At 70.9% G+C, this 23758-nt stretch carries 18 protein-coding genes and 1 pseudogene; 10 read left to right on the top strand and 9 right to left on the bottom strand.

The annotated features are described in order from the left end of the window. Positions 1-2: 2 nt before the first annotated feature. The 6 genes from AC27L4_RS17065 to AC27L4_RS17040 all read right to left on the bottom strand — a co-directional run bounded on the left by AC27L4_RS17065 (position 3) and on the right by AC27L4_RS17040 (position 6680). On the bottom strand, positions 3-1388 hold the full coding sequence (locus AC27L4_RS17065; protein ID WP_487143424.1) for a leucyl aminopeptidase family protein: 1386 nt from the start codon (positions 1386-1388) through the stop codon (positions 3-5). Between the two features lie 85 nt (positions 1389-1473). Next, positions 1474-2799 carry an NAD(P)H-dependent oxidoreductase gene (locus AC27L4_RS17060; RefSeq protein ID WP_487143423.1) on the bottom strand — a complete coding sequence of 442 codons (1326 nt, stop codon included), beginning with the start codon at positions 2797-2799 and terminating at the stop codon, positions 1474-1476. A gap of 144 nt (positions 2800-2943) precedes the next feature. Further along, positions 2944-4182, bottom strand: a complete 1239-nt coding sequence (locus AC27L4_RS17055) for an NAD(P)/FAD-dependent oxidoreductase (RefSeq protein ID WP_487143422.1) — start codon at positions 4180-4182, stop codon at positions 2944-2946. A gap of 81 nt (positions 4183-4263) precedes the next feature. Then, positions 4264-5025, bottom strand: a complete 762-nt coding sequence (locus AC27L4_RS17050; protein WP_487143421.1) for a transporter substrate-binding domain-containing protein — start codon at positions 5023-5025, stop codon at positions 4264-4266. A 26-nt stretch (positions 5026-5051) separates the two neighbouring features. Beyond that, entirely contained in the window at positions 5052-6056 is a 1005-nt protein-coding gene (locus AC27L4_RS17045) for an alpha/beta hydrolase (RefSeq protein WP_487143420.1), read from the bottom strand. 105 nt (positions 6057-6161) lie between these two features. Then, the gene (locus AC27L4_RS17040) at positions 6162-6680 is read right to left on the bottom strand and encodes a GNAT family N-acetyltransferase (RefSeq protein ID WP_487143419.1); all 519 of its coding nucleotides are present in this window, start codon (positions 6678-6680) and stop codon (positions 6162-6164) included. 135 nt (positions 6681-6815) lie between these two features. Here AC27L4_RS17040 and AC27L4_RS17035 point away from each other — a divergent pair, with 135 nt between their 5' ends. Together AC27L4_RS17035 and AC27L4_RS17030 are read left to right on the top strand one after the other, a co-directional pair. Next, the gene (locus AC27L4_RS17035) at positions 6816-7757 is read left to right on the top strand and encodes a LysR family transcriptional regulator (RefSeq protein WP_487143418.1); all 942 of its coding nucleotides are present in this window, start codon (positions 6816-6818) and stop codon (positions 7755-7757) included. Between the two features lie 113 nt (positions 7758-7870). Then, a complete protein-coding gene (locus AC27L4_RS17030) occupies positions 7871-9784 on the top strand; it encodes a tetratricopeptide repeat protein (protein WP_487143417.1) in 1914 nt (637 codons plus the stop codon). 2 nt (positions 9785-9786) lie between these two features. Here the strand turns inward: AC27L4_RS17030 and AC27L4_RS17025 are convergent. Continuing rightward, positions 9787-11226 (bottom strand): annotated as a pseudogene (locus AC27L4_RS17025) (IS701 family transposase). A gap of 408 nt (positions 11227-11634) precedes the next feature. On the opposite strand from AC27L4_RS17025, the gene AC27L4_RS17020 reads away from it, so the two are divergent. Together AC27L4_RS17020 and AC27L4_RS17015 are read left to right on the top strand one after the other, a co-directional pair. After that, on the top strand, positions 11635-12369 hold the full coding sequence (locus AC27L4_RS17020; RefSeq protein WP_487143416.1) for a DUF2076 domain-containing protein: 735 nt from the start codon (positions 11635-11637) through the stop codon (positions 12367-12369). A 92-nt stretch (positions 12370-12461) separates the two neighbouring features. After that, positions 12462-13286, top strand: coding sequence for a restriction endonuclease (locus AC27L4_RS17015; protein WP_487143415.1), 825 nt, complete (start codon positions 12462-12464; stop codon positions 13284-13286). A 12-nt stretch (positions 13287-13298) separates the two neighbouring features. On the opposite strand, the gene AC27L4_RS17010 is transcribed toward AC27L4_RS17015, so the two are convergent. Beyond that, positions 13299-14027 (bottom strand): SDR family oxidoreductase, encoded by a 729-nt coding sequence (locus tag AC27L4_RS17010; protein WP_487143414.1) that lies wholly within the window; start codon positions 14025-14027, stop codon positions 13299-13301. A 123-nt stretch (positions 14028-14150) separates the two neighbouring features. Between AC27L4_RS17010 and AC27L4_RS17005 the strand changes: the two genes are divergently transcribed. The 3 genes from AC27L4_RS17005 (at position 14151) to olsB (ending at position 19076) form a co-directional block, all read left to right on the top strand. After that, positions 14151-15695, top strand: a complete 1545-nt coding sequence (locus tag AC27L4_RS17005; protein ID WP_487143413.1) for a YifB family Mg chelatase-like AAA ATPase — start codon at positions 14151-14153, stop codon at positions 15693-15695. 270 nt (positions 15696-15965) lie between these two features. Then, a complete protein-coding gene (locus AC27L4_RS17000; protein ID WP_487143412.1) occupies positions 15966-17996 on the top strand; it encodes an ATP-binding protein in 2031 nt (676 codons plus the stop codon). Between the two features lie 177 nt (positions 17997-18173). Further along, positions 18174-19076 carry a l-ornithine N(alpha)-acyltransferase gene (gene olsB / locus AC27L4_RS16995; protein ID WP_487143827.1) on the top strand — a complete coding sequence of 301 codons (903 nt, stop codon included), beginning with the start codon at positions 18174-18176 and terminating at the stop codon, positions 19074-19076. A gap of 24 nt (positions 19077-19100) precedes the next feature. Here olsB and AC27L4_RS16990 read toward each other — a convergent pair whose 3' ends face one another. After that, positions 19101-20315, bottom strand: coding sequence for an ROK family transcriptional regulator (locus AC27L4_RS16990; RefSeq protein WP_487143411.1), 1215 nt, complete (start codon positions 20313-20315; stop codon positions 19101-19103). A 285-nt stretch (positions 20316-20600) separates the two neighbouring features. Between AC27L4_RS16990 and AC27L4_RS16985 the strand changes: the two genes are divergently transcribed. The 3 genes from AC27L4_RS16985 (at position 20601) to AC27L4_RS16975 (ending at position 23691) form a co-directional block, all read left to right on the top strand. Then, positions 20601-21851, top strand: coding sequence for an extracellular solute-binding protein (locus AC27L4_RS16985; protein ID WP_487143826.1), 1251 nt, complete (start codon positions 20601-20603; stop codon positions 21849-21851). Positions 21852-21955: 104 nt separating this feature from the next. Next, positions 21956-22846 carry a carbohydrate ABC transporter permease gene (locus AC27L4_RS16980; protein WP_487143410.1) on the top strand — a complete coding sequence of 297 codons (891 nt, stop codon included), beginning with the start codon at positions 21956-21958 and terminating at the stop codon, positions 22844-22846. Further along, complete coding sequence (locus AC27L4_RS16975; protein WP_487143409.1) at positions 22843-23691, top strand: carbohydrate ABC transporter permease; 849 nt, start codon at positions 22843-22845, stop codon at positions 23689-23691. Before AC27L4_RS16980 ends, AC27L4_RS16975 begins: the two co-directional genes overlap by 4 nt. Positions 23692-23758 lie beyond the last annotated feature (67 nt).

The raw sequence follows: 23758 nt of genomic DNA, 5'->3' as shown, positions 1-23758 counted from the left end.
CTTCAGCGATAGGTCGCCGCCAGATAGGCATGGAGCGCGCGGGCCGCCATCACCTCCGCCCCTTCCGGCCTGCCGGGCTTGGCCGAAGGGGTCCAGCAGAACAGGTCGAAATGGGCATGGGCCCGCGCCTTCTCGACGAAGCGACGCAGGAACAGGGCCGCCGTGACCGAGCCGGCGAAGGAGCCGCCGGAAATATGATTGACGTTGGCGATCTTGGAATCGAGCATCGCATCATAGGGCGCCCAGAGCGGCAGTCGCCAGGACGGATCCGCCTCGGCCAGGCCATGGGCCTGCAGGCCGGCGGCGAGAGCCTCGTCGTCGGTGAACAGGGCCGGCAGGTCCGGGCCGAGCGCCACGCGCGCCGCCCCCGTCAGCGTCGCCATGTCGACGATCAGGTCCGGCGCCTCCTCGTCGGCCAGCGCCAGGGCGTCGGCCAGGATCAGGCGCCCCTCGGCGTCGGTGTTGCCGATCTCGACGGTGAGCCCCTTGCGCGAGGCCAGCACGTCGCCGGGCCGGAAGGCGGAACCGGAGATGGCGTTCTCCACCGCCGGGACGATCACCCGCAGCCTGAGCTTCAACCCGGCCGCCATGACCATGGCGGCGCAGGCGAGCACGCAGGCCGCCCCGCCCATGTCCTTCTTCATCAGGAGCATGCTGGCGTCGGGCTTGATGTTGAGGCCACCGGTGTCGAACACCACGCCCTTGCCGACCAGCGTCACCTTGGGGTGGGCCTCGTCGCCCCAGGTGAAGTCGAGCAGCCGCGGCGCCCGCGCCGCCGCCCGACCGACGGCGTGCACCATCGGGAAGTTCTCGGCGAGGAGGTCGTCGCCGACGATCGAGCGCATGGCGGCACCGTGCCGCTCGGCGAGACCGCGCATCGCCGCCTCGAGCTCAGCCGGGCCGAGATCGTTGGCCGGCGTGTTGATCAGGTCGCGGCCGAAGCCGACGGCCTCGGCCAGGCGCGACACCGCCTCGCCGTCGACGCCGTCGGGCAGGACCAGCCGCACCGGCCTGGCCTCGCTCTTCCGGTAGCGCGCGAAGCGGTAGCTGCCGGTCAGCCAGCCGAGCACGGCCAGCCGCAGGTCGTGCGGGGCGTTGGCGAAGCGGTAGAGGCCGGGCGGCAGCAAGGTCACCAGCTTGGCCGGCAGGAAGGCGTCGCGGTGGCGAGCCTCCCGCCCTTCCAGGCCGAACAGCACGCCGGAGACGCCGCCCGACGCCTCGGGCAGGACGAGATGGCGGCCGGCCTTGGCCTCGAAGCCGTTGGCGGCGGCCCAGTCGCGCTGCGGCTGCGGCAGGCCATCCAGCACGCCGGTGATCGTCTCCGGCGTGACGAACCAGATCGGGCGGGCGCCCTGCGCGTCGTCGCCGGCGGCGAGAAGGGAATGCATGGTCAACTCTCCGGACAGGAACGGGACAGGCGCGACCCGCCGACGCCTCGGCGGGCGTCCGCGCCTCACGCGCCGACGGCTGCCCTCAGGCCGCGTCGGCGACGACGAAGCGGGAGTCGGCCAGGTCGAGGGCGCGGCGCACGGCGACGATGGTGAGCGTCTCGTCCACCGCGCAGTTGTCGTAGCTCAGCATCTCGCCCTTGCGAATCGGACGCGTCACCCGCGCCTTCTCGGCCAGGCCCACCGGCAGGGCGCGGGCCTTGCGGGCGTCGGCCCAGACCATCGACCAGCCGCGATAGTCCGCCTCGCCGATGCGGCCGAGCACGGTGCCGGGCGCGAGGTCGCGCTTGGCCAGCGCCGCGGTCTCGGCCACGGGATGGTCGAGCGGCTGCATGTCGGCGCGGCGGTAGAGCACGGCGCGGGCGGCGCTCAGCGGCGTCTCCAGGCTGGTGAGATGGTAGGGCCGGTGCAGGGTGAAGAGCGGCCCCTTGCCGACATGCAGGTCGGCGAAGCGCTCCAGCACACGCGGATGGGCGGTCTCGACCACGCAGAACACGCCAGGCGCCACGCCCTTGCCGATGGTGTAGTCGACGACGCCGCGGCGCGACAGCACGCCGCCGTCCTCGACCAGCCGAAACACCTCGGCAAGCTCGTCCTTGGTGGCGCGGGGGCCGTGGAGGCCGGGCTTGTCCGGCACCAGGCCGGTGGCGTTGGCCAGCGCCACCATCTCGACCATGGTCTTGGTGCCGTCGACGAACTCCACCAGCATGCGCGGGTTCATGTTGCGGGCTTCGGCCTCGACCACGTAGTCGTTCGGCACCGCGTCGACGTTGAGCGGATTGTTCTTGCCCTTGCCGGCCGCGACCACGGTCAGGCCGAGGGCGCGGGCGAAGGCGACGAGCTCCACCGCCGCAGCCGGCTCGTCCCCGGCGGCGCCGGTGTAGATCACGCCGGCCTTGTCGGCCTCGGCCTTCAGGTAGCGGCCGATGGTGATGTCGGCCTCGACGTTCATCATCACCATGTGCTTGCCATGGCGGATGGCGGCGAGCGCCACCTGGGCGCCGGACTCCGGATGGCCGGTGGCGTCGATGATCACCTCGATGCGCCCGGCGCCGGCCAGCGCCTCGATGTCGGTGGTGACGGCGATCTGCCCGGCCTCGATGGCCCGGTCGATCACGCCGGCGCTGGAGGCTTCGACGAGGTCGCCGTGGGCATGGCCGGCCGACAGCGCCGCCTGGATCGCGTTCTGCGGTCGTGTCCGCACTGCGACCGCGCCGACGCGGATGCCCTGCATCAGCGCGATCTGGACGATCAGGTCGGTGCCCATCTGGCCGGCGCCGACCAGGCCGACCACGATCGGCCCCCGGTTCCTGGCGCGTTCGGCAAGATCGGCCGCGAAGGAGGGGAACATGCGGGATCTCCGGCGGGACTCGATCCGACTTAGCCCCCGATTGCGGCTTTGCCAAGAGGAAGCGGGCGGCAGGATCAGCGAGATGCGGCGACGCACGGCAATGGAGGAGCCGACGCCCCGTCCGCCGGCTTTGCAGGACGCCTCTCAGAAGCGCTCGGCCGAGAACGGTCCGGGATCGACATAGGGCGTCTCGCCGGCCATCATCTCGGACAGGAGCCGCCCGGTGGCCGGGCCGAGCGTGAAGCCGAGATGCTGGTGGCCGAAGGCAAGCCACAGGCCGGCATGGCGCGGCGCCGGGCCGATGATCGGGCGCGAATCCGGGAACATCGGCCGCGCTCCCATCCAGGGCTCGGGATCGACCCGCTGGCCCAGCGGGAACAGCCCGCGCGCGAGGGCTTCGGTCTTCGCCAGCTGCACCGGGGTCTTCGGCGCGTCACGGCGCGCGAACTCGACACCGGTGGTCAGGCGGATGCCGCGCTCCATCGGGGTGATGACGTAGCCGCCCTCCTCGTCCAGCACCGGACGCACCAGCCCGGCATTGCCCTCCGGCCGGTAATGCATGTGGTAGCCGCGCTTGACCGCCATCGGCAGGCGGTAGCCGAGCGGGCCGAGCACATCCATCGACCAGGGGCCGAGCGCCACGACGGCGCTGCGGCCCCGGATCGGCCCGGCCTCGCCCTCGACCGACCAGACGCCCCCCTGCTGCGACAGTGTCAGTGCGTTGCCGGGCAGCAGCTTGCCGCCGATCGCCTGGAAATGGGCGGCATAGGCCTTGGTGACGCCACCGGGGCTCGACACCGAGTGCGGATCCGACCAGAGGACGGCGCCGCGGAAGATCGGCCGGAGGCTGGGCTCGGAGGCGATCGCCTCGGCGACGGAGAGTTCGCGGACACCGAGGCCGTACCGCTCGGCCATCGGGAACTCGCGGCGCTCGGCGTCGAGCCCGGCCTCGGTGCGGTAGAGCTTGAGCCAGCCGCCTTCGCGGAAGAAATGCTCGGCATTGGCCATCCGCGCCAGGGCCCGGTGCTCGTCGACCGTGGAGGACAGGATGGGATAGATGGTCCGCGCCGCCTGCTCCAGCCGCTCCGGCGAGGACGCGCGCCAATAAGCGAACAGCCAGGGGGCCAGGGCCGGCAGCGCCTCCCAGTGGAAATGGGCGCCCGGATTGCGACCGAGCGCTACCTCGGCGATCGCCGAGAGCTTGCGCGGGAAGGGAATGGGATAGAGCGAGGCGCGCTCGACCAGGCCGGCATTGCCGTGCGACGTCTCCTCGCCCGGCCCCCGCCGGTCGACCAGCGCGACGGAGCGGCCGCGCAAGGCCAGGTGCAGCGCCACCGACGTGCCGACCATGCCGGCGCCGAGAACGAGTGTGTCGAAGGTCATGACGGGACAGTCCGATTGGAGGGGGCCGGCCAGCGCCGGGACGCCGCTCAGGGCCTGGCGGAAGCGTTATCCGGCGGCGCCCTACTCGATGCTGAACGGGAAGTATTTCTCGTTGATCTTCCGGTAGGTGCCGTCGGCCTTGATCGCCTTCAAGGCCCGGTTCAGCTTCGCCAGCAGCTCGGTATCCTCCTTGCGCACGGCGATGCCCTGGCCGGCCGGATTCATGTCGGCCAGCTCGGTGCCGACGAAACGGCAGCAGCCGCCGCTCTCCGCCTGCTGCAGCCATTCATAGATCTGGAACTTGTCCGCCAGCAGCGCATCGATCCTGCCGGCGGCGAGGGCCGACGTGGCCTCGTCCTGGGTGGCGAAGAGCTTCACGCGGCTGCGCCCGTACCGCGCCTTGAGATAGGCGGCGGAGGTCGTGCCGAGCTGGGCGCCGAGCGTCTTGCCGCGCAGCGCCGCCGGCGTGACGTCGGTGATCGGCCTGCCGGTCTGGATGGCGAAGGTGCCGGGCGCCGAATAGTAGCGATCGCTGAAGGCGACCTTGCGCTGGCGCTCGGGCGTGATCGTCATCGAGGAGACGATGGCATCGAACTTGCCGGCCAGGAGCCCGGGTATGAGGTCGTCCCATGGCTGGGTCACGAAGGTGCAGGTCATGCGCATCTGCGCGCACAGCGCCCGGGCGATGTCGATGTCGAAGCCGAAGAGCCTGCCGGAGGCGTCGATCTCGTTGAAGGACGGGTTCGCGCCTTCCGTGCCGATGCGCAGGGTCCTGGTCTGGGCAACGGCCGCCGGAGCGGCGAGCAGCAGGGCGGCGATGGCGAGGAGTCGCATGAGACGCATGGCGCGTTCCCTCCTGTTCGGGCGCCTCACCCGGTGGCGGGCAGGCGGCCCTCATGGGCGAGGGCCCGGATGGCGGCGACGATGGCGGCGAAGCCTTCCCGGGCCGGCGCGCTGACCCGGCGCGCCCGCATGTAGGAATGGCCGAGCGCCAGTTCGCGCCGCAGCTGGACGGGGACGCCGGCGGCGCGCAGGCGCTCGGCGAACAGCACGGCATCGTCGTGCAGCGGGTCGTGTCCGGCCGCGGTGATGAAGGCCGGCGGCAGGTCTTCCAGATGCTTGGCCGTCAGCGGCAGGGCGCGCACGTCCTTCCAGGCGAATCGGCCGGACGGGCCGAGGAAGGCGGCAAGGTAATGCTGCATCTCGGCCCGGGACAGCGAGGCCGCCAGGGCGTTGTGCCGGTAGGACGGCGTCTCCGTGTCGGCGCCGAGCACGGGATAGATCAGCACCTGGCCGAGGAGCTGCGGCAGGCCCTGGTCGCGCAGGTGGATCGCCAGGCCGGCGCTCATCTGGCCGCCGGCGCTGTCGCCCGCCGCGACCAGCCGCGCCGCGTCGATGCCGTGGCCGGCGCCTTCGCGCACCATCCAGCCCCGGGCGGCGAGGTTGTCGGCAAGCTGCGCGGGATGCGGATGCTCCGGCGCCAGGCGATAGTCGACGGCGACCACGACCACGTCGGCGCCGGCCGCGATCTCGGCGCACATGTCGTCATGGGTCTCGATGCTGCCGAGAATCCAGCCGCCGCCGTGGAAATAGAGCACGCCGGGACGCAGGCCGCCGCCCGCGGGCCGGTAGACCCGCAGCGTCAGCCGGCCTCCGGCGCCGGAGACGGTCACGTCCTCGACCTGCAGACCCTCCGGACGCGGGGCGCGAAACGACCGGCAGACCTCGTCCCAGGCGGTCCGCTGGCGCGGCAGCGGCCAGTCGGCAGCCTCCGGCGGCGTTGCGGAGGCGATCTCGGCGCAGAGCGCCGCCATGCCGGGATCGAGCGGCTGCAGGTCGTGCGGGAAATCGATGGGCGGGAGGGAGGCGGACATGGGATTCGCGCGGCGACCGAAGAAAAGTCCAGCCTATAGGCCGAACCCCGGCGGCGGAAAGGGCCGCGGCGAGAAATTCCCAGGCGATCGGCCGTCCTGCCCGCCTCAGAGCGTCTTCTGCATGAACACCAGGTCGAGCCAGCGGCCGAACTTCTGGCCGACCTGCGGCATGCGCGCGGTCTCCGCAAAGCCGAGGCTGCGGTGCAGCGCCAGCGAGGCCTCGTTGGTGGCGTCGATGCCGCCGAGCATCACATGCTTGCCGAGCCCCCGCGCTTCTTCGATCAGCGCCGCCAGCAGTCGCCGGCCATGGCCGCGGCCGCGCGCCGCGGCGGCGACATAGACCGAATGCTCCACCGTGTGGCGATAGCCGTCGAAGGCGCGCCAGTCGCCGAAGCTGGCATAGCCCGCCGCGCCGGCGCCCTCGTCCACAACCAGGACGGGATATCCCTGCCCCGTCCGCGCCGCGAGCCAGGCTTCGCGGTTGGCGAGATCGACGGTCGACCAGTTCCAGATCGCCGTCGTGTTGAGCACGGCGTCGTTGTAGATCGCCAGAATCGCCGGCAGGTCGGCCGCCGTGGCCGGACGCACCTGCGCCGCCGGACCCGTTCCGTTCTGCGGATGCATTGCGGGAGATGATCGATCCATCACGAGACTCTATGGTCACTCGCCTTGTGCGAGCATTATTTCCCTTTACGATCACACACCAAAGCCTGCTCCGGAAAAATAGACGCTTTTCGATTTGAACCATCAAATATTCCAATGGATGCCGATCAACTCCGGACTTTCGACCGCGTCGTGCGCGAGGGCTCCTTCACCAAGGCCGCCGCATCGCTGAACGTCACCCAGGGCACCGTCTCCATGCGCATCGCCGCGCTGGAGCAGCGCCTGGGCGGGCCCCTCTTCGCCCGGGGGCGGCGCATCGAGCTCACCGAACGCGGCCAGAGCTTCCTGCCCTTCGCCCGCCGCGCCTTGGCGCAGATGATGGAGGGCATCGAGGCGGCCCGCGTCGCCGACCGGGGCGAGCGCGGCTCGCTCTGTCTGGCCACGCTGCGCTCCCATGCGGAAAACCTCGTCGGCCACGCCCTCACCCGCTTCCTCAACCGCTTTCCGGGCGTCGAGGTGAAGGTGCGCGAGGGCCATCACCACGACACGGTGGAGATGCTGCACGACCGGGCCGTCGACATCGCCCTCACCGCCTGGCCGAACCTCGACCCCCTTCTCGACGATCCGGCGGCGGCACTGATCATGCGCGAGGACATCGTGGTGGCCGCAGCGCCCGCCCTGGTCGGCGACCGCCGCCGCTTCACCGCGGCCGAGGTCGCCGCGCTCGGCCAGATCGCCATCGTCCAGCGCTGGTGGCAGGTGATGCCGGAGGCCCTGGACGTGCTGGTGCCGCGCGACCGGCCGGTCTACGAGCTGCCGACCACCGTGGCGCTGCCGCTGGTGCGCGAAGGTCGGGCTGCCGCCTGCTTCCCGCGCCACCATATCGCCGCCGACCTGCAGGCCGGCCACCTCGTGGCGCTGGAGATCAGCGACATGGCGCCGATCGTGCGCGACACCGCGCTGGTGGCCCTGAAGCAGGAGATCTGGTCGACGCCGATCGCCACCAATTTCGCGCGCGAACTGGCAAGCTCGGCCCGCGAGCTCGGCCTCGCCGTCAAGGCGGCCGGGGGCGTGCGTCTGCTGGAGGCGGCCGCCTGAGGGCGGTCGTGCCGGAACACACAGACAGGGCCGCGCCGCGCACCTAGCCTGCTCCCGACAAAGACCCCGGGCCGATCGAGGGCGGTCGCGCCGGGCGTCGCCGGGGATCTGCGATGAAGCGGACAGCCTCCTTCCTCCTCGGCGCGGCGCTGCTTCTCGGCGCCGGGCTGACGGCGCCGGCAACGCTGGCCGCCGGCGCGAAGCAGACCGCGGCCGAAGCGGCCAAGGCCTGCGCCCAGACCGATCCGGACGCGGTGATCGAGGGCTGCACCCGGGTCCTCGCCCTGGCGCGGGGCCTGCCGGCCGGGCAGGCCGCGTCGATCTACCGCACCCTCGGGCGCGCCTACGGCCTCAAGGGCGACTACGACCGGGCGCTCGCCAATCTCGACAAGGCGATCGAGCTCGATCCCGGTTCGGCCCCGGCCTTCGATGCGCGCGGCAGCGTCCTCGACGCCAAGGGCGATAGCGCCCGGGCGATGCGGGACTTCAACGAAGCCATCCGCCTCGACCCCGGCCACCTGCCGGCCTACCAGGGCCGCGGCACGCTCTATCTCGACGCGGGCGACAACGACCGCGCCATCGCCGACTTCGACGTGGCGGCGCGCGACCCGAATGCCGGCGAGGACCTCTACCGCAACCGCGGCATCGCCTTCTCGCGCAAGAACGATTTCGAGCGCGCCATCCGGGACTTCAACCAGGCGATCCGGCTGGCGCCGCAGGCGGCGCCGGCCTATGCCAGCCGGGGCCGCGTCTACTGGGCCAAGGCCGACTACGACCGCGCCCTCGCCGATCTCGACCAGGCCATCCGCCTCGATCCCCAATCCGCCGCCGCCTATCAGAGCCGCGGCATCGTGCGCCAGGCCCGCAACGACCTCGACGGCGCCCTCGCCGATTTCGACCAGGCCATCCGCCTCGATGCCGGCTTCGCCCTGGCCTATCATTCCCGGGCGATCATCCACGCCCTGCGCAAGGACTATGCCCGGGCCATTCCGGACTATGACGAGGCCCTGCGCCTCAGCCCCGCCGACGCGGTCGCGCTCAACAATCGCGGCGAGGCCCTACGCCTCAGCGGCAAGCCGGACCGGGCCGTCGCCGACTACAGCGAGGCCATCCGCCTCGATCCGAAATCGGGCGTCGCCTATAACGGCCGCGCCATCGCCCGGCTCGACCAGAACGACGTCGCCGGGGCCGAGGTCGATTTCCGCGCCGCCACCGCCGCCGATCCGACGCCCGACACCTTCACCGAGGGCCTGGCCGAAGCCAGGGCGCGGCTGCAGGCGCGGACGGCCGTCGCCGCCGCCGGCACCTCGGTCACGGCCCAGCGCCGCGTCGCCCTGGTGATCGGCAACTCCGCCTATGCCATCGGCGCCCTCGCCAATCCGGGGAACGACGCCGCCGATGTCTCGGCCAAGCTCAGGAGCCTCGGCTTCGACGTCGTCACCGGGCTCGACCTCTCCCTCTCCGGCTTCGCCGAGATCATGGGGCGCTTCACCCAGAAGGCGGCGGGCGCCGACGCGGCGCTGGTCTATTATTCCGGCCACGCCATGCAGGTGGAGGGCGAGAACTGGCTGATGCCGGTCGACGCCCGCGCCGACAGCGTCTTCGACGTCAAGACCTCGACCGTTTCGCTGCAGGCCCTGGTCGGCGAGGTGCAGGCACGGGCCAAGACCTCGCTGTTCTTCCTCGATGCCTGCCGCAACAACCCGATTGCCGACGCCCTCGCCGCCAAGCTCAAGGCGCAGAACCGCGCCTTCGGCCAGACCCGCGGCCTCGCCCGCATCGAGGTCGGCTCGCCCGACACGCTGGTGGTGTTCGCCACCCAGGCCGGCGACGTCGCCGCCGACGGCAACGGCCGCAACAGCCCGTTCACCGAGGCTTTCCTGGAAAACATCGCCACGCCGGGCGTCGAGATCGAGACCCTGATGAAGCGGGTCAGCGCCGCGGTGGAGGCCAAGACCGCCAGCAAGCAGGAGCCCGAGCGCCTGTCGCGGCTGAAGAGCGAGTTCTATTTCGTGCCGGCCCGGTAGTCTTACTGCGTCACAAGCGTTGTGGGACAGTCGGTGGCTTGCGCGGAGCGTTGCAGCAGGGACAGCGCTGCAGGCTGCCGGCGAGAGCGACGGTGAGGCGTCGGCGCATGGAGGCGATCGAGTTGGGCATGTGCCGTTCGGGCCGGACCGGCGGCGCCTCGGGGTCGATAATCGTCGGGAAGGGCAGGTTGCGGGAGGTTCGCGGCGGTGCCCGGTCCGGAGGGGGGAATCGTCTCCCTTTCGGAGACCAGGAAGCCGTAGGCGGCGATGCACAGGGTGGCGTGATGGTGGAAGCCTCGCCAGCCTCGCCCTTCGTAGTGGCCGAGCCCGACCTCCTGCTTGAGGTCCTGGTGGTCGCGTTCGATGCGCCAGCGCAGCTTGGTGACATCGACCAGGTCGGCGAAGGGGATGGCCTCGGGCAGGGTGGAGAACCAATATTTGACCGGCTCCACCTCGCTTTCGGGCCATTCGATCAGCAGCCATTCTTCCGGGCGCGGCTGGGTGAGTTGCTCGTCGCGGTGGGCCGGGCGCACGCGCACCCTGGCGTAGCGCGAGCTCAGCCAGTCGGCCGCGCCCTCGCGCCAACGGATGGTTTCCCAGGCCGAAGCCGGCAGGCTGAGCGCCAGGGCCTTGACCGTGACCGGCCGATGCTCGGCATCCCGGCGCAGGCGCGTGCCCGGCCGGCCCCGGCCGCTCCGCTCCCGCGGCGGCAACGGCCCGGTGCCGGGCGGCCACACCGTCATGGTCGACGTCAGGCCCGCTGCGTAGCGAAGGCCGAGGGCGGTGATCTCGGTGCGCAGGCGCGTGTCGACGCCATAGCCGGCATCCATCAGCACCGTCCCTCGTGGAAGACCTGCCGCACACGCCGCCCGCAGCTGGGCCAGCGCGATCTCCGGCTTGGTCGCAAACGCCACCTCCGGCGGCACGCCCGCCTTGGCCCGCCGCAGCGGATCTGCCGCCCAATCTTCCGGCAGGTACAGCCGGTAGGCCACCGGCAGGCTGGCGGCATGGTTGGCGATCGACAGGCTCACCGCCACCTGGCAGTTGTCCTGCTTGCCGAGCTGGCCGCAATCTTGCCGCGTCACCCCGACCGAATGACGCCCCTTCTTCGGAAAGCCCGTGTCATCGATGATCCAGGCTTCGATCGGCCCACTGCGCTCGATCGCCGGCAGCACCTGCTCGCGCACCTTGGCCAGCACCGGCTCATCCGGCTACGGCGCATTGCCGACAAAATGCAGCAGCGCCTGATGCTGCGCCGCCACCCGGGACGGCGCCGTCACCGCCGCCATCGGCTCCACGCTCTTGCGCTCGCCCGGCAGCAGCAGCCCGAGACAATAAGCGCGCAGCGGCTCCGCCCGGTCCGCATGCCCGATCACCCCGACAAGACCCTCGACATAGCTCGAAAAGCGCGCTTCACTCTCCCGGCTCGCCAAACCGTCCATCCCACCCTCCGATGATGCCGGCCAAATCAGTCCAACACCATACGCCGGCGGCTCGCCCCAAAATACCGATCCAATCCGCGGCTTTCTGACTCAGTAAGAGTAGGACCGCGTCGCGCCGGCCGTCGCCGGGCCGGGCCGGGCCGGGCCGGGCCGGGCATGGATTGAATCGTGTCCGGTTCGGGCGCAAGATGGAACCCGAGATCAGCAGGCGGACCACGTTCCGGCTCGGCGACTGCCTCCGGACCGGCCATGTCATGGCGCTGCCTCTCGCGCCGGCCACGCCGTGACGACCGGTCGCGGGCCGGGCGCCGGCCGGACACAGCCCCAAATCCGGCCGCTTCTTGCGCGAGCGGTCGCCAACCCTACATCGCAGGAGCGGCCGGCGCGTGCCGGCCCTGGAGACGGATCATGACTCCGAACGAGAAAGCCCTCATCGAGGATCTGTTCAACCGCATCCGCTCGACCCCGATGCCGCAGCGCGACGCGGAAGCCGATCGGCTCATCGCCGACCAGATGCTGAAGACGCCCGGCGCCGCCTATGTGCTGGCGCAGACCGTGCTGGTGCAGGACCAGGCCCTGCGCGAGGCGCACGAGAAGGTGAAGGCGGCCGAAGCGGCCCAGCAGGCCCGGCCGATGGCGCCGCCCCAGGAACAGCCCATGGCGCAGGAGCAGCCCTCCGGCTCGATCCTGGACCGGATCGGCCTCGGCAATGCCGGCCGTGGCGCCGTGCCGCGCACCGGACCGATGGCCGAAGGCGGGATGGCGGCCGGCGCCGCGGGGCCCGGCCCGGCGGCGGGCGCTCCGGCCGACAGCGGCTCCGGCGGCTTCATGCGCGGCGCGCTGCAGACGGCAGCCGGCGTCGCCGGCGGCGCCCTGCTGTTCGAGGGCGTCCGGTCGATGTTCGGCGGCGGCGGCCTGTTCGGCGGCAACAGCGCCGGCGGCTCGTTCCTCGGCGGCGGCAGCCCCTGGGGCGGCGGCGAGCCGCAGACGGTGGTCAACGAGACCATCATCAACGAGGCGCCGGACGACGACCGAGACGATGACGACCGCGGCAACGACGCCGGCCCCGACGTCGCCAGCTACGATGACGGCGACGACGATTATTCGGACGACGACGGCAGCGACGACAGCGACTACGCCTGAGCGGGCGGAGAACGAGTTGGCAACATTTGCCGGATAGTCCTGTGCCTGAGCCTGCCCGGGCATCCGGGGGGCGCGTTGCGTGAGAGCCGGGCATGCAGGCGCTGTCCAAGCTGGCGATCGTCATCGTGGTCGCGATGAACCTGGCCGGCCTCGACCATGTCGACGGCGCGGCAGCCGGGCTGTCGGCGATAGCCCTCATCGGCGTCGCCGCGTTGCGCCGCCGCGGCATCCTGCCGCTCGGGGCGAGGCGCCGCGCCTGGCTGCAGCAGATGTCGCGCCACCGCGCCGCCCTGACCAAGCGCTTCCGCCAGTTGGTCCGCATCGACGCCTATGGCCATGAGGAGCTCGGAAAATGGCATGAGGAGCTCGCCCGCTTCCGCCGCTCGGTCGGGCTGCAGGTCGACCCCGGACGCCCGCAGGAGGCCTTCGAGCGGCTGGCGACGAAGACCGTGCGCCGCTGGGCCGCGGCCGCCGAGGAGCAGCCCCTCGCCGAGGATATCCGCTCGCTGTCGCCCGAGGATTACGAGCACCACTGCGCCGACATCCTGCGCCGGGCCGGCTGGGACGCGGAGGTCACCGGCATGTCGGGAGACCAGGGCGTCGACGTGGTGGCGGAGCGGGGCGGCGTCACCGTCGCCGTCCAGTGCAAGCTGCACTTCGCCAACCCGGTCGGCAACAAGGCGGTGCAGGAGGTCCACGCCGCCGCCGGCTTCATCGAGGCCGGCCATGCGGTCGTGGTCAGCAACGGCGCCTATACGCGGGCAGCCGAGCATCTGGCGCAGAAGCTCGGCGTCCTGCTGCTGCACCATTCGGAGCTGTCCGAGCTCGATGCGCTGCTGGCGCGGCCGGCACGCCCGCGTGCGCAGCCCGCCCGCCACCCCGAAGAGAGCGTGTCGATGGCCGGCGACGCCGGGTAGGCCGGCGAACGATCAGAGGTCCTGCGCCTGCGGCAGCATCACCAGGTCGCGGATGGTGACGTTGGGCGGCCGGGTCAGCATGAACAAGGCCGCCTCGGCGACGTCCTCCGAGCGCAGGCCCTCGCGCGCCGCCGCCTTGCGATCGATCTCGGCGGGATCGTCGAAGCCCCAGAGCTCGTTCAGCACCATCCCGGGCGCGAGCGCACCGACCCGGACATTGTGGGTCAGGACCTGGCGGCGCACGCCGTGGACGAAGGCCTGCACCGCGTGCTTGGTGGCGCTGTAGACCGGCTCCCAGTGGATCGCCTGGTGCCCGGAGATCGAGCTCGTCACCAGCACGTCGCCGCTGCCGCGGGCGATCATGTGCGGCAGCACCGCGCGCACGGCGCGGAACACGCTGGAGACATTGGTGGCGATCATCCGGTCCCAGGCGTCCGGATCCCCCTCGGCGGCATTGCCGGGAACGTAGACGCCGGCATTGGCGAACAGGATGTCGACCTGGCCGAAATGGGCGAGGGCCCGCTCGACCAGGCCGTCGACCTCCGCCGGGACCGTCATGTCGGCGGGGACGATCAGCACTTCCCCGCCGGCCGCCGCCCCAACCTCCCCGAGACGCTCGCGCGAGCGGCCGCTGAGCACCAGGCGCACGCCTTCCCGGGCGAGCGCCAGCGCCGTGGCCCGGCCGATGCCCGAGCTCGCCCCGGTGACGATCGCGACCTTGCCGGACAACGGAACGGGCATGACGGGCTCCATGGCATGAGACGCCGCATCATGCGGCAAAGCCGATGCACGTCAATCGGCACCGCCGGCGCTTGGCCTCGCGCCCGCTTTGCCGCTATCGTCGCGCCGGGTCGAGGGTGGGGCATGGTTGCGCGCGTTGCGACGGTGGCGTTCGAGGGGATCGAGGCCCGTCATGTGGACGTGCAGGTGCAGATCATGCACGGCTCGGTGGTCTTCACCATCGTCGGCCTGCCGGACAAGGCGGTGTCTGAGGCGCGCGAACGGGTGCGCTCGGCCCTGGTCGCCTCGGGTCTCGCCCTGCCGGCCAAGCGCGTCACCGTCAACCTCGCTCCGGCCGATCTGCCGAAGGAAGGCAGCCATTTCGACCTGCCGATCGCGCTCGGCGTGATGGCGGCGATCGGCGCGATCCCCCAGGACGCGCTGCAGGGCTACTGCGTGCTGGGAGAACTGGCGCTCGACGGCACCATCACCGCGGTCGCCGGGGTGCTGCCGGCGGCGGTGGCGGCGAACGGGCGCGGCCTCGGCCTGATCTGTCCGGCCGCCTGCGGCGCGGAGGCTGCCTGGGCCGCCGCCGACATGGACATCCTCGCCCCGCGCTCGCTGATCCAGCTCGCCAACCATTTCAAGGGCACGCAGGTCCTGTCGCGGCCCGAGCCGCGCGTCGCCGGCCCCGGCGGCCCCTTCCCGGACCTGCGCGACATCAAGGGCCAGGAGACGGCCAAGCGTGCCGTGGAGGTGGCGGCGGCCGGCGGGCACAATCTCCTGATGATCGGGCCGGCCGGCTCGGGCAAGTCGATGCTGGCGAGCCGCCTGCCCTCGATCCTGCCGCCGCTCGGGCCGCGCGAATTGCTGGAAGTCTCGATGATCCATTCGGTCGCCGGCGAGATCGCCGGCGGCGCCCTGACCGACCGCCGCCCGTTCCGCGCCCCGCACCATTCGGCCTCGATGGCGGCGCTGGTCGGCGGCGGGCTGCATGTGCGGCCGGGCGAGGTGTCTTTGTCGCATCACGGCGTGCTGTTCCTCGACGAATTGCCGGAATTCCAACCGCAGGTGCTGGATGCGCTGCGCCAGCCGCTCGAATCCGGCCAGGCGGTGATCGCCCGCGCCAATTCGCGGGTTTCCTATCCCGCACGCGTGCAGCTGGTCGCGGCGATGAACCCGTGTCGCTGCGGCAAGGCCAACGAGCCGGGCTATGCCTGCCGGCGCGGTCCGGTGGAGCGCTGCGCCGCCGACTACCAGGCCCGCATCTCCGGACCGCTGCTCGATCGCATCGACATCGTCATCGAGGTGCCGGCCGTGTCCGCCGCCGACCTGATCCTGCCGTCGCCCTCGGAAGGCTCGGCCGAGATCGCCGAACGCGTCGCCGCCGCGCGCGGGCGGGCCGAGGCGCGCTACCGGGCCATGGGCCTGCCGGACGCCTCGACCAATGCCAGCGTGCCGCCGGGCGTGGTGGAGGAGGTGGCGCGACCCGAGGGCAAGGCGCTGACGCTGCTGCGCGAAGCCTCGGAGGCGATGAAGCTCTCCGCTCGCGGCTTCCACCGCGTGCTGCGGGTGGCGCGCACCCTGGCCGACCTCGACGGCGAGGACGAGGTCGGGCGCATCCACATCGCCGAGGCGCTGAGCTATCGGGCGCGGACGGACCGGCAGCAGGGCATGGGGAAGGCATAGGGCGTACCGCCAGGCATGCTCCGGAGCAAGACGAGGCCGGGACCGATCGAGTCTTGGTCAGGGCCATATCCGAAGACAGCGGAGATCTGCGCCTTGTTCGGATTTGATTAAGGCAATCATCAATCGCGAACGGCCAGATCTGCCATCACATCGCCGGGCAAGACTTTGGAAACATCCGGGACCTATACTGCGTTTCAACGATAAGGGACGGCGCATGACGCCGATCCCGCTCGAAACAGGGTTCACGGGATGTCGATCGAAGAGGGGTCCGTGGGATTCCTGGCGTTCGTCGTCATGATGGCCGCGGCGGTCGCATTGGCCGCCGCGGCCCTCGTCCTCGCTCGCCGCGACCGTCAGGCCCGTCGGCGCATCGAGACGCTGCAGGCCGAGGCGGAATGGCAGGAAGACCTGATATGGGACCTGCGCGAGAGCGAGGAGAGGGCCCGCAGCCTGCTGGACGGCCAGGGCGACCTCATCGTCCGGCGCGATGCGCGGGGCACCATCACCTATGTCAATGACGCCTTCTGCGCCCTGGCCGGCCATCCGCGCGACAGCCTGATCGGCGCCACCTTCGATTTCCCCGAGACGAACGGCGGCGCCGGCGAGAGGCGGGAAGACGGCGTCAGCCGCCGCGAGCAAGCAATCCCCGGCCCGAGCGGCTTGCGCTGGATCGAATGGCAGGACGTGGCGGTGCGCAGCGCCGGGCGCGGCCAGCCGGAACGCCAGAGCGTCGGCCGCGACATCACGGCCCGTCGCGAGGCCGAGAGCGCGGCGGCGCAAGCCCGCGACGCCGCCGAGGCGGCGAACCGGGCCAAGTCGCGCTTCCTGGCCACCGTCACCCATGAGATCCGCACGCCGATGGGCGGCATTCTCGGCATGGCCGACCTGCTGCTCGACACCCGCCTGGCGCCGGACCAGCAGACCTACGCCAAGGCGATCCGGACCTCGGGCGAGGCACTGCTGTCGCTGATCGACGAGATTCTCGACTTCTCCAAGGTGGAGGCCGGGCGCCTCGACCTCGACGAGAGGCCGTTCGCGCCGGCGCAACTGATCGAGGACGTGACCGAGCTGCTGGCGCCGCGAGCCCACGCCAAGGGCCTCGATATCGCCGCCGTGATCGCCGCCGACCTACCGGCGGAAGTGATCGGCGATGCCGGGCGGCTGAAGCAGGTCATCCTCAATCTCGCCGGCAACGCCATCCAGTTCACCGATGCCGGCGGCGTGGTCATCCGCGTCGCGCGCCAGGGCGCCCGCATCGGCTTCAGCGTCGAGGATACCGGCATCGGCATCGCGCCCTCGCAGGTGCCGTTGATCTTCCGCGAGTTCGAGCGGGGCGATTCCTCGTCCTCCCGGCGCCACGGCGGCACGGGGCTGGGCCTTGCCATCTCGCGGCGCATCATCGAGCGCATGGGCGGCTCGATCGCGGTGGAGAGCGCTCCGGGCGCCGGCTCCGCCTTCCGCTTCACCCTTGCCTTGCCGGCCGCCATCCGCGCCGCCGCGCTCCCGCCGCCCTTGCCGGAGCAGCGCGTGCTGGTCGCCAGCCCCTCCCCGATCACCGGCCCGGCCCTGGCCGCCATGCTGGCCGGCCGGGGCGTCGCGGCGAGCGTGGAGCCGGATGCCGGCCGGGCGCAGCAGCGCCTCGCCGCCGAACCTTTCGACACCGTGCTGGCCGACCGCGGCTTCGGCCCGGAGGCGGCGGCGGCGATCACCGCCGCCGGCATTGCCGCCGGCCGGCGGGTGGTGGTGCTGGTCACTCCCGGCGAACGGCACGAGCTCGCCCTCCTGACGGGCCACGGCGCGGCCTCCTACCTGATCAAGCCGGTGCGGACCGCCTCGTTGCTGGCGCAGATCAGTGACCAAAACTCTCCTTCGCCGGCTCAGGACAGCGACGCGCGACCCTCGCTCCGGCCTCTGGCCGGCTTCTGCGTGCTGCTGGCCGAGGACAACGAGGTCAATGCCCTCGTCGCCCGCACCGTCCTGGCCAAGCTCGGAGCCGAAGTCGTGTGGGCGACGGACGGAGGCGAGGCGGTCGCCGCCTTCGGCCGTCGGCCCTTCGACGCCGTGCTGATGGACATGCACATGCCCGGCCTCGACGGGCCGGATGCGGCGCGGGCCATACGGGCGGCCGAGGCGGCGGGCGGCCTCGCACGGATCCCGATCCATGCCCTGACCGCCAATATGCGCGAGGAGGACCGGGAAGCCTGCCGCGCGGCCGGCATGGACGATTTCCTCGTCAAGCCGTTCGACAGCGACGACCTGCTGGCGCTGCTGACGCCCAAGCCGCTGGCAAAACGGGCTTGACGGCGCCGAATCGACTTGATTCTCGTCACAAAAGCGTTGGCAATACGTGGTTGGCTAGCGAATTAGGCGATGCCGCGCGAATCGCAACCGGCGTGGGGCCTTGAGGGGTTGGGGACGATGACGACCAGCATGCCGAGGGTGCTCCTCGGAAAGATCGATCCGCGCGCGTGGGCGGGCATGATCGCCAGTTCCTTCGGCGGCGACATCATCCCCCTCGCACCCGGCCGCCTGAAGCCGGCGATGCGGCTGCGCCGGGCCGAGAATGCGGGGCTGCCGCAGACGCTCGGGCGCATCGGCGCCCTGGAAGTGCGCCTCGCCCGCTCGGCCAAGGAGGTCAAGAAGGCTCAGCGCCTGCGCTTCCAGGTGTTCTACGAAGAGATGTCGGCCATCCCCGACGCGATCTCGATGTTCTCGCGCCGCGACCGCGACGCCTATGACGCGATCTGCGACCATCTCCTGGTGCTCGACCATGACGCGCCGGCGGCGCCGTTCCGCAAGGCCAAGCCCAAGGTCGTCGGCACCTATCGCCTGCTGCGCCAGTCGATCGCGGAGGCGCATGGCGGTTTCTACACGTCGTCGGAGTTCGACATCGAGCCGCTGCTCGCCGCCCATCCCGGCAAGCGTTTCCTGGAGCTCGGCCGCTCCTGCGTGCTGGCACCCTACCGCAACAAGCGCACGGTCGAGCTGCTCTGGCACGGCATCTGGGCCTATGTGCAGCACCATGCGATCGATGTGATGATCGGCTGCGCCAGCCTGGAAGGCACCGATCCCAGCCGCCTGGCCATGCCGCTCGCCTTCCTGCACCACCATGCCGGCGCCACGGGCGAATGGCGTACCAGGGCCCTGCCCGAGCGCTACGTGGTGATGGATCGGATGGACAAGACGGCCATCGATCCGAAGGCGGCGCTGCATGCGCTGCCGCCGCTCCTGAAGGGCTATCTGCGCCTGGGCGCGAGCTTTGGCGAAGGGGCGGTGATCGACCGGCAGTTCGGCACCACCGACGTCCTGGTGATCCTGCCGGTGGAGAAGATCGCCGACAAATATGTCGGCTATTTCGGCTCCGACCGGAAAGTCGCCTGAGCGGCGGGCCGGCCGGACGCGTCCTCACCGTTTCAGGAGCACGTCGAAGCGCGGGTTGATCTCGTCGAAGATCGGCAGGGCGGCGGCGCCGAGCGCCACGATATGCGGCCCGGCGCCACCGGGCATCAGGCGCGGCAGGGCACGGCCCTGGCGAACGCCGACGGACATGGGCAGCGGCTCGACCCGGGCGATCAGGCGGCGCAGCGTCGCTTCCGGCACGAAGCCGCCGATGATGATGGTCTGCGGATCCAGGACCGATTCCAGGATGTTCACCGCCAGGCGCAGATGCGGCGCCGCCTCGTCGAGCCAGGCGTCGAGCCGGGGCGAGCCTTCGGCCTCCAGTTCCGCCAGCAGGGCCGGTGTCGCCTCGTCGGCGTCGTCGGCCAGGCGCTCATAGGCGGCGCGCAGCGAGACGTAGCGCTCCAGGCAGCCGCAATTGCCGCAGGGACAGGGCCGACCGCCCGGCTCGACGATCATGTGGCCGATCTCGCCGGCATTGAGCGAGGCGCCGCGCCAGGGCTGGCCGCCGAGGACGACGCCGCCGCCCAGGCCGTCGTCGAGGAACAGGAAGACGAAGCTCTCGATCGAGCGAGCCACCCCGTGCAGCCGCTCCCCGATCGCCGCTGCCATGGCGTCGTTCTCGATCAGCACGGTCTGGCCGAGCGCCTCGGAGACATGGGCCTGCGCGGCAGGGTCGTCCCAGCCCGGCAAGGTGGTGGGGCCGGCGGTGGTGATGGCGCCGACGCCGAATCGCACCGGCAGCGCCAGCCCAGCGCCGAGCAGGCGGCCGGGCGGAATATCGGCGCCGGCGAGGAGGCGATCGGCCAGCAGGCGCATCGCCGGCGCCGCGTCGGCGGGCGAAGGCCGGCGCGCCGGCAGTTCGGCCACGGCGACCGGCTGGCCGGTCAGGTCGACCAGCGCGCCGACGATGGCGCGGTGGTCGACGTGGAAGCCGAGCGACCAGGCGCCGCGCGGGTTGATGGCATAGGGGATGGCCGGCTGGCCGCGCCCCTCCCGGCGCGGCGGGCCGGGCGTCAGCAGGCCGGCGCGCTCCAGTTCCTCGACGATGTTGGAGATGGTCTGGCCGGTGAGCGCGGTCTCGCGGGCGATCTCGGCCCGCGACAGCGCTCCGGCGCGGCGCACGGCCTCGAGCACGGCGCGGCGGTTGTGCGAGCGCGTGAACTCGAGGTTGGTGCCGGCGATGGCACGGCCGTCGGGAGAGGAGCCGTGGGCCATCATCGCCCTGCATCCCGGGAGGGCGGCCGATGGCCCTGGCGGCCGCGGGACGGCGGGTCATTCCTGCCGGAAATCGCGCCGGGCATGGCATTCCTTTCGTGGAGACGCGGCAACACGCAACTTCGTGCTGCAGACCCTTGCACGGCGGCACCGTCTTTACAATCACTCAAATTGAGTTATTAAATCGGAAATGGGCCGATCAAGCGCCGGAGACAGGCGCACGCCCGATGCAACGTGAAGCGGCCGCGTCGCCGGCCCGTGCACGAGGGGAGAGAAACCATGACAGGACTGATGCGGGCGCTGCGGCGCTTCGGCCTCGCAGCCGCGGTGGCGGCGTTGGCGAGCACCGGCGCCACCGAGGCGATGGCCCAGAAGATCAACGCCTTGTTCATGTCGCAGGCCGCCTACAGCGATGCCGACGTGAAGGCGATGACGGCCGCCTTCGAGAAGGCCAATCCGGGCGTGACCGTCAACCTCGAGTTCGTTCCCTACGAATCGCTCTACGACAAGATCGTCGCCTCCAAGGCGGCCGGCGGCGCCGGCTACGACGTGGTGCTCTACGACGTGATCTGGCCGGCGGCCTTCGCCGAGAACGGCGTGCTCGTCGACGTGACCGACCGGCTGAAGTCGATCGACCGCTCGACCGTCTTCGACGGCGCGTGGACCTCGGTCGACTACAACGGCAAGTCCTACGGCATGCCGTGGATTCTCGACACGAAATATCTGTTCTACAACAAGGAGATCCTGGCCAAGGCCGGCATTGCCGAACCGCCCCGCACCTGGCAGCAGCTGCTCGACGACGCCAAGACGATCAAGGACAAGGGCCTGCTGCAATATCCGATCGTCTGGAGCTGGTCGCAGGCCGAGGCCGTGGTGTGCGACTGGGCGACGATCGCCGCCGCCAACGGCGGCAAGTTCTACGAGGACGGCAAGCCGGTGTTCGACAAGGGCGGCACGGTCGACGCCCTCGCCTACATGGTCCGGAGCCTGAAGGACGGCCTCTCCAACCCGAACTCCAGGGAGTATCTGGAGGAGGACGTGCGCAAGGTGTTCTCCGCCGGCGAGGCCGCCTTCGCGCTGAACTGGACCTACATGTACGCCAAGGCCCAGGACCCGGCCGAGAGCAAGGTCGTCGGCAAGGTCGGCGTCGTGCCGGCTCCCGGCGTCCCCGGCAAGTCCGAGGCCTCGGCCGTGAACGGCTCGATGGCGCTCGGCATCACCGCCGGCTCGGCCAATCCGGACGCCGCCTGGAAGTACATCGTCTACCTCACCTCGCAGCCGGTGCAGAACGAGTATGCCAAGCTGTCGCTGCCGATCTGGAAGTCGTCCTATGCCGATCCGGCGGTGATCAAGGGCCAGGAGGACCTGGTCAAGGCGGCCAGCGTCTCGATCGGCGTGATGACCGGCCGGCCGCAGGTCGCCGCCTACCAGGAAGTGTCGACCGGCATCCAGGCGCAGATCCAGTCGGCTCTGGCCGGCAAGGCCACGCCGGAGGACGCCCTGGCGGCGGCGGCCAAGGCCGCGGCGAATGTGCGCTAGGCCGGCCTCCCGGATCCGCACACGCTCGCAAGCCTGAGCAGCATCTCGTGACGAACGCCACGAGATGCCGTTCAGGCGCCCCTCCGCACCGAGAGACAGGCGCCATGGCGAACCGACAACCGGGCAGGCCGTCGCCATGGCTGCTCACCACGCCGATGCTCGTGGTCATCATGGCCGTGGTCGGCTACCCCATGCTGCTCACCCTGTGGCTCGCCTTCACCAAGGCGCGCCTGCTCGCCGGGCCCGGAGCGGCCCAGTTCGCCGGGATCGAGAACTTCGCCTACGCCCTGAGCGACCCGAACTTCCGCGCGGCGATCTGGCAGACGGTCTATTTCACGATCGCCTCGGTCGGACTCGAGGCGCTCTTCGGCGTCCTCGTCGCGCTGCTGCTCAATCAGGACTTCCACGGCCGGACCTTCTGCCGGGCCCTGCTGGTGCTGCCCTGGGCCATCCCCACCATCGTCAACGCCCTGATGTGGCGGCTGATCTACCAGCCCGACTTCGGCGTCCTCAACGCCCTGCTCACCCAGGCCGGCCTGATGGAGAGCTATCGCAGCTGGCTGGGCGACCCGGCCAGCGCCATGAACGCGGTGATCGCCGCCGACGTCTGGAAGAACTATCCGCTGGTGGCGCTGATCGTCCTCGCCGCGCTGCAGAACGCGCCCAGGGACCTCTACGAGGCGGCCAGGCTCGACGGCGCCAATGCCTGGCAGCGCTTCCGGGCGGTGACCTGGCCGGTGATCATGCCTTCGCTCCTGGTGGCGCTGGTGCTGCGCAGCGTCGAGGCGCTGAAGGTGTTCGACATCATCTATGTCATGACCCGCGGCGGACCCGACAGCTCCACCAAGACCATGAGCTTCTTCGTCTATGAGGAGAGCTTCAAGTTCATGCGCGTCGGCTCGGGCGCGTCCTACGCCCTGATCGTGGTGCTGATCTGCATGATCTTCGTCGCGCTCTATCTGCGCCTGCTCGGGAGCGAGGAGGCCCGGGCATGAAGCGTTCGCTCCTTGCCGGCATCCTGCTCTATGCCGCGGTCGGCCTCTTCCTGGTGGTGACGCTGGCGCCGGTCGCCTGGCTCACGATCATGAGCGTGTCCGATCCGGCCGCTCTCACCGCCAAGCCGCTCGACTTCATTCCCCGCCGCATCGACCTGTCGCGCTACGCCACCCTGCTGACCTTCGCCGAGAACAGCCCGGGCCAGGCCTTCCTGATGGCCCTGCGCAACAGCCTGGCCTCCTCGCTCGGCGCCGTCATCGTCTCGCTCGCCGTGTCGATCCCGGCGGCCTGGGCGTTCTCGCGCAATCCGCGCGGCGTGCACGGCGTCGTGCTCTACGGCGTGCTCTCCACCTACATGATGCCTGCGGTGGCGCTGGTGCTGCCGCTGTATTTCATGCTGTCGGCCCTGGGGCTGCTCAACAATGTCGCCGGCCTCGTCATCGTCTACTGCTCGATCCTGACGCCCTTCACCGCCTGGTTCATCAAGTCCTCCTTCGATGCCGTGCCGGAGGAGATCGAGAGCGCGGCGGAGATCGACGGCGCCTCGCTGTGGCAGACCCTGACCCATGTGACGCTGCCGCTGGCCCGCGCCGGCGTCGCCACCGCCGCCCTGTTCGGCGTGCTGCTGGCGTGGGACGAGTTCTTCTACGCCCTCCTGTTCACCTCGAACCAGAACGCCAAGACGCTGACCGTCACCATCGCCGACTTCGCCGCCGGCCGGGCCACGGATTTCGGCCTGGTCTCGGCCGCCGGCCTCCTCACCGCCCTGCCCCCGGTGCTGATCGCCTTCATCCTGCAGAAATCGCTGGTGGCCGGCCTCACCTCCGGCGGCGTGAAGGGATGAGGCACCGCCGGACGACTTGCCTCGTCGTCCAGGCGGAACTGGACTCGGGGCAGGAAATGGCTACCTT

The organism is Labrys sp. Lb11, from assembly GCF_057554225.1.
This window is presented reverse-complemented; position numbering and strand designations above follow the sequence as displayed.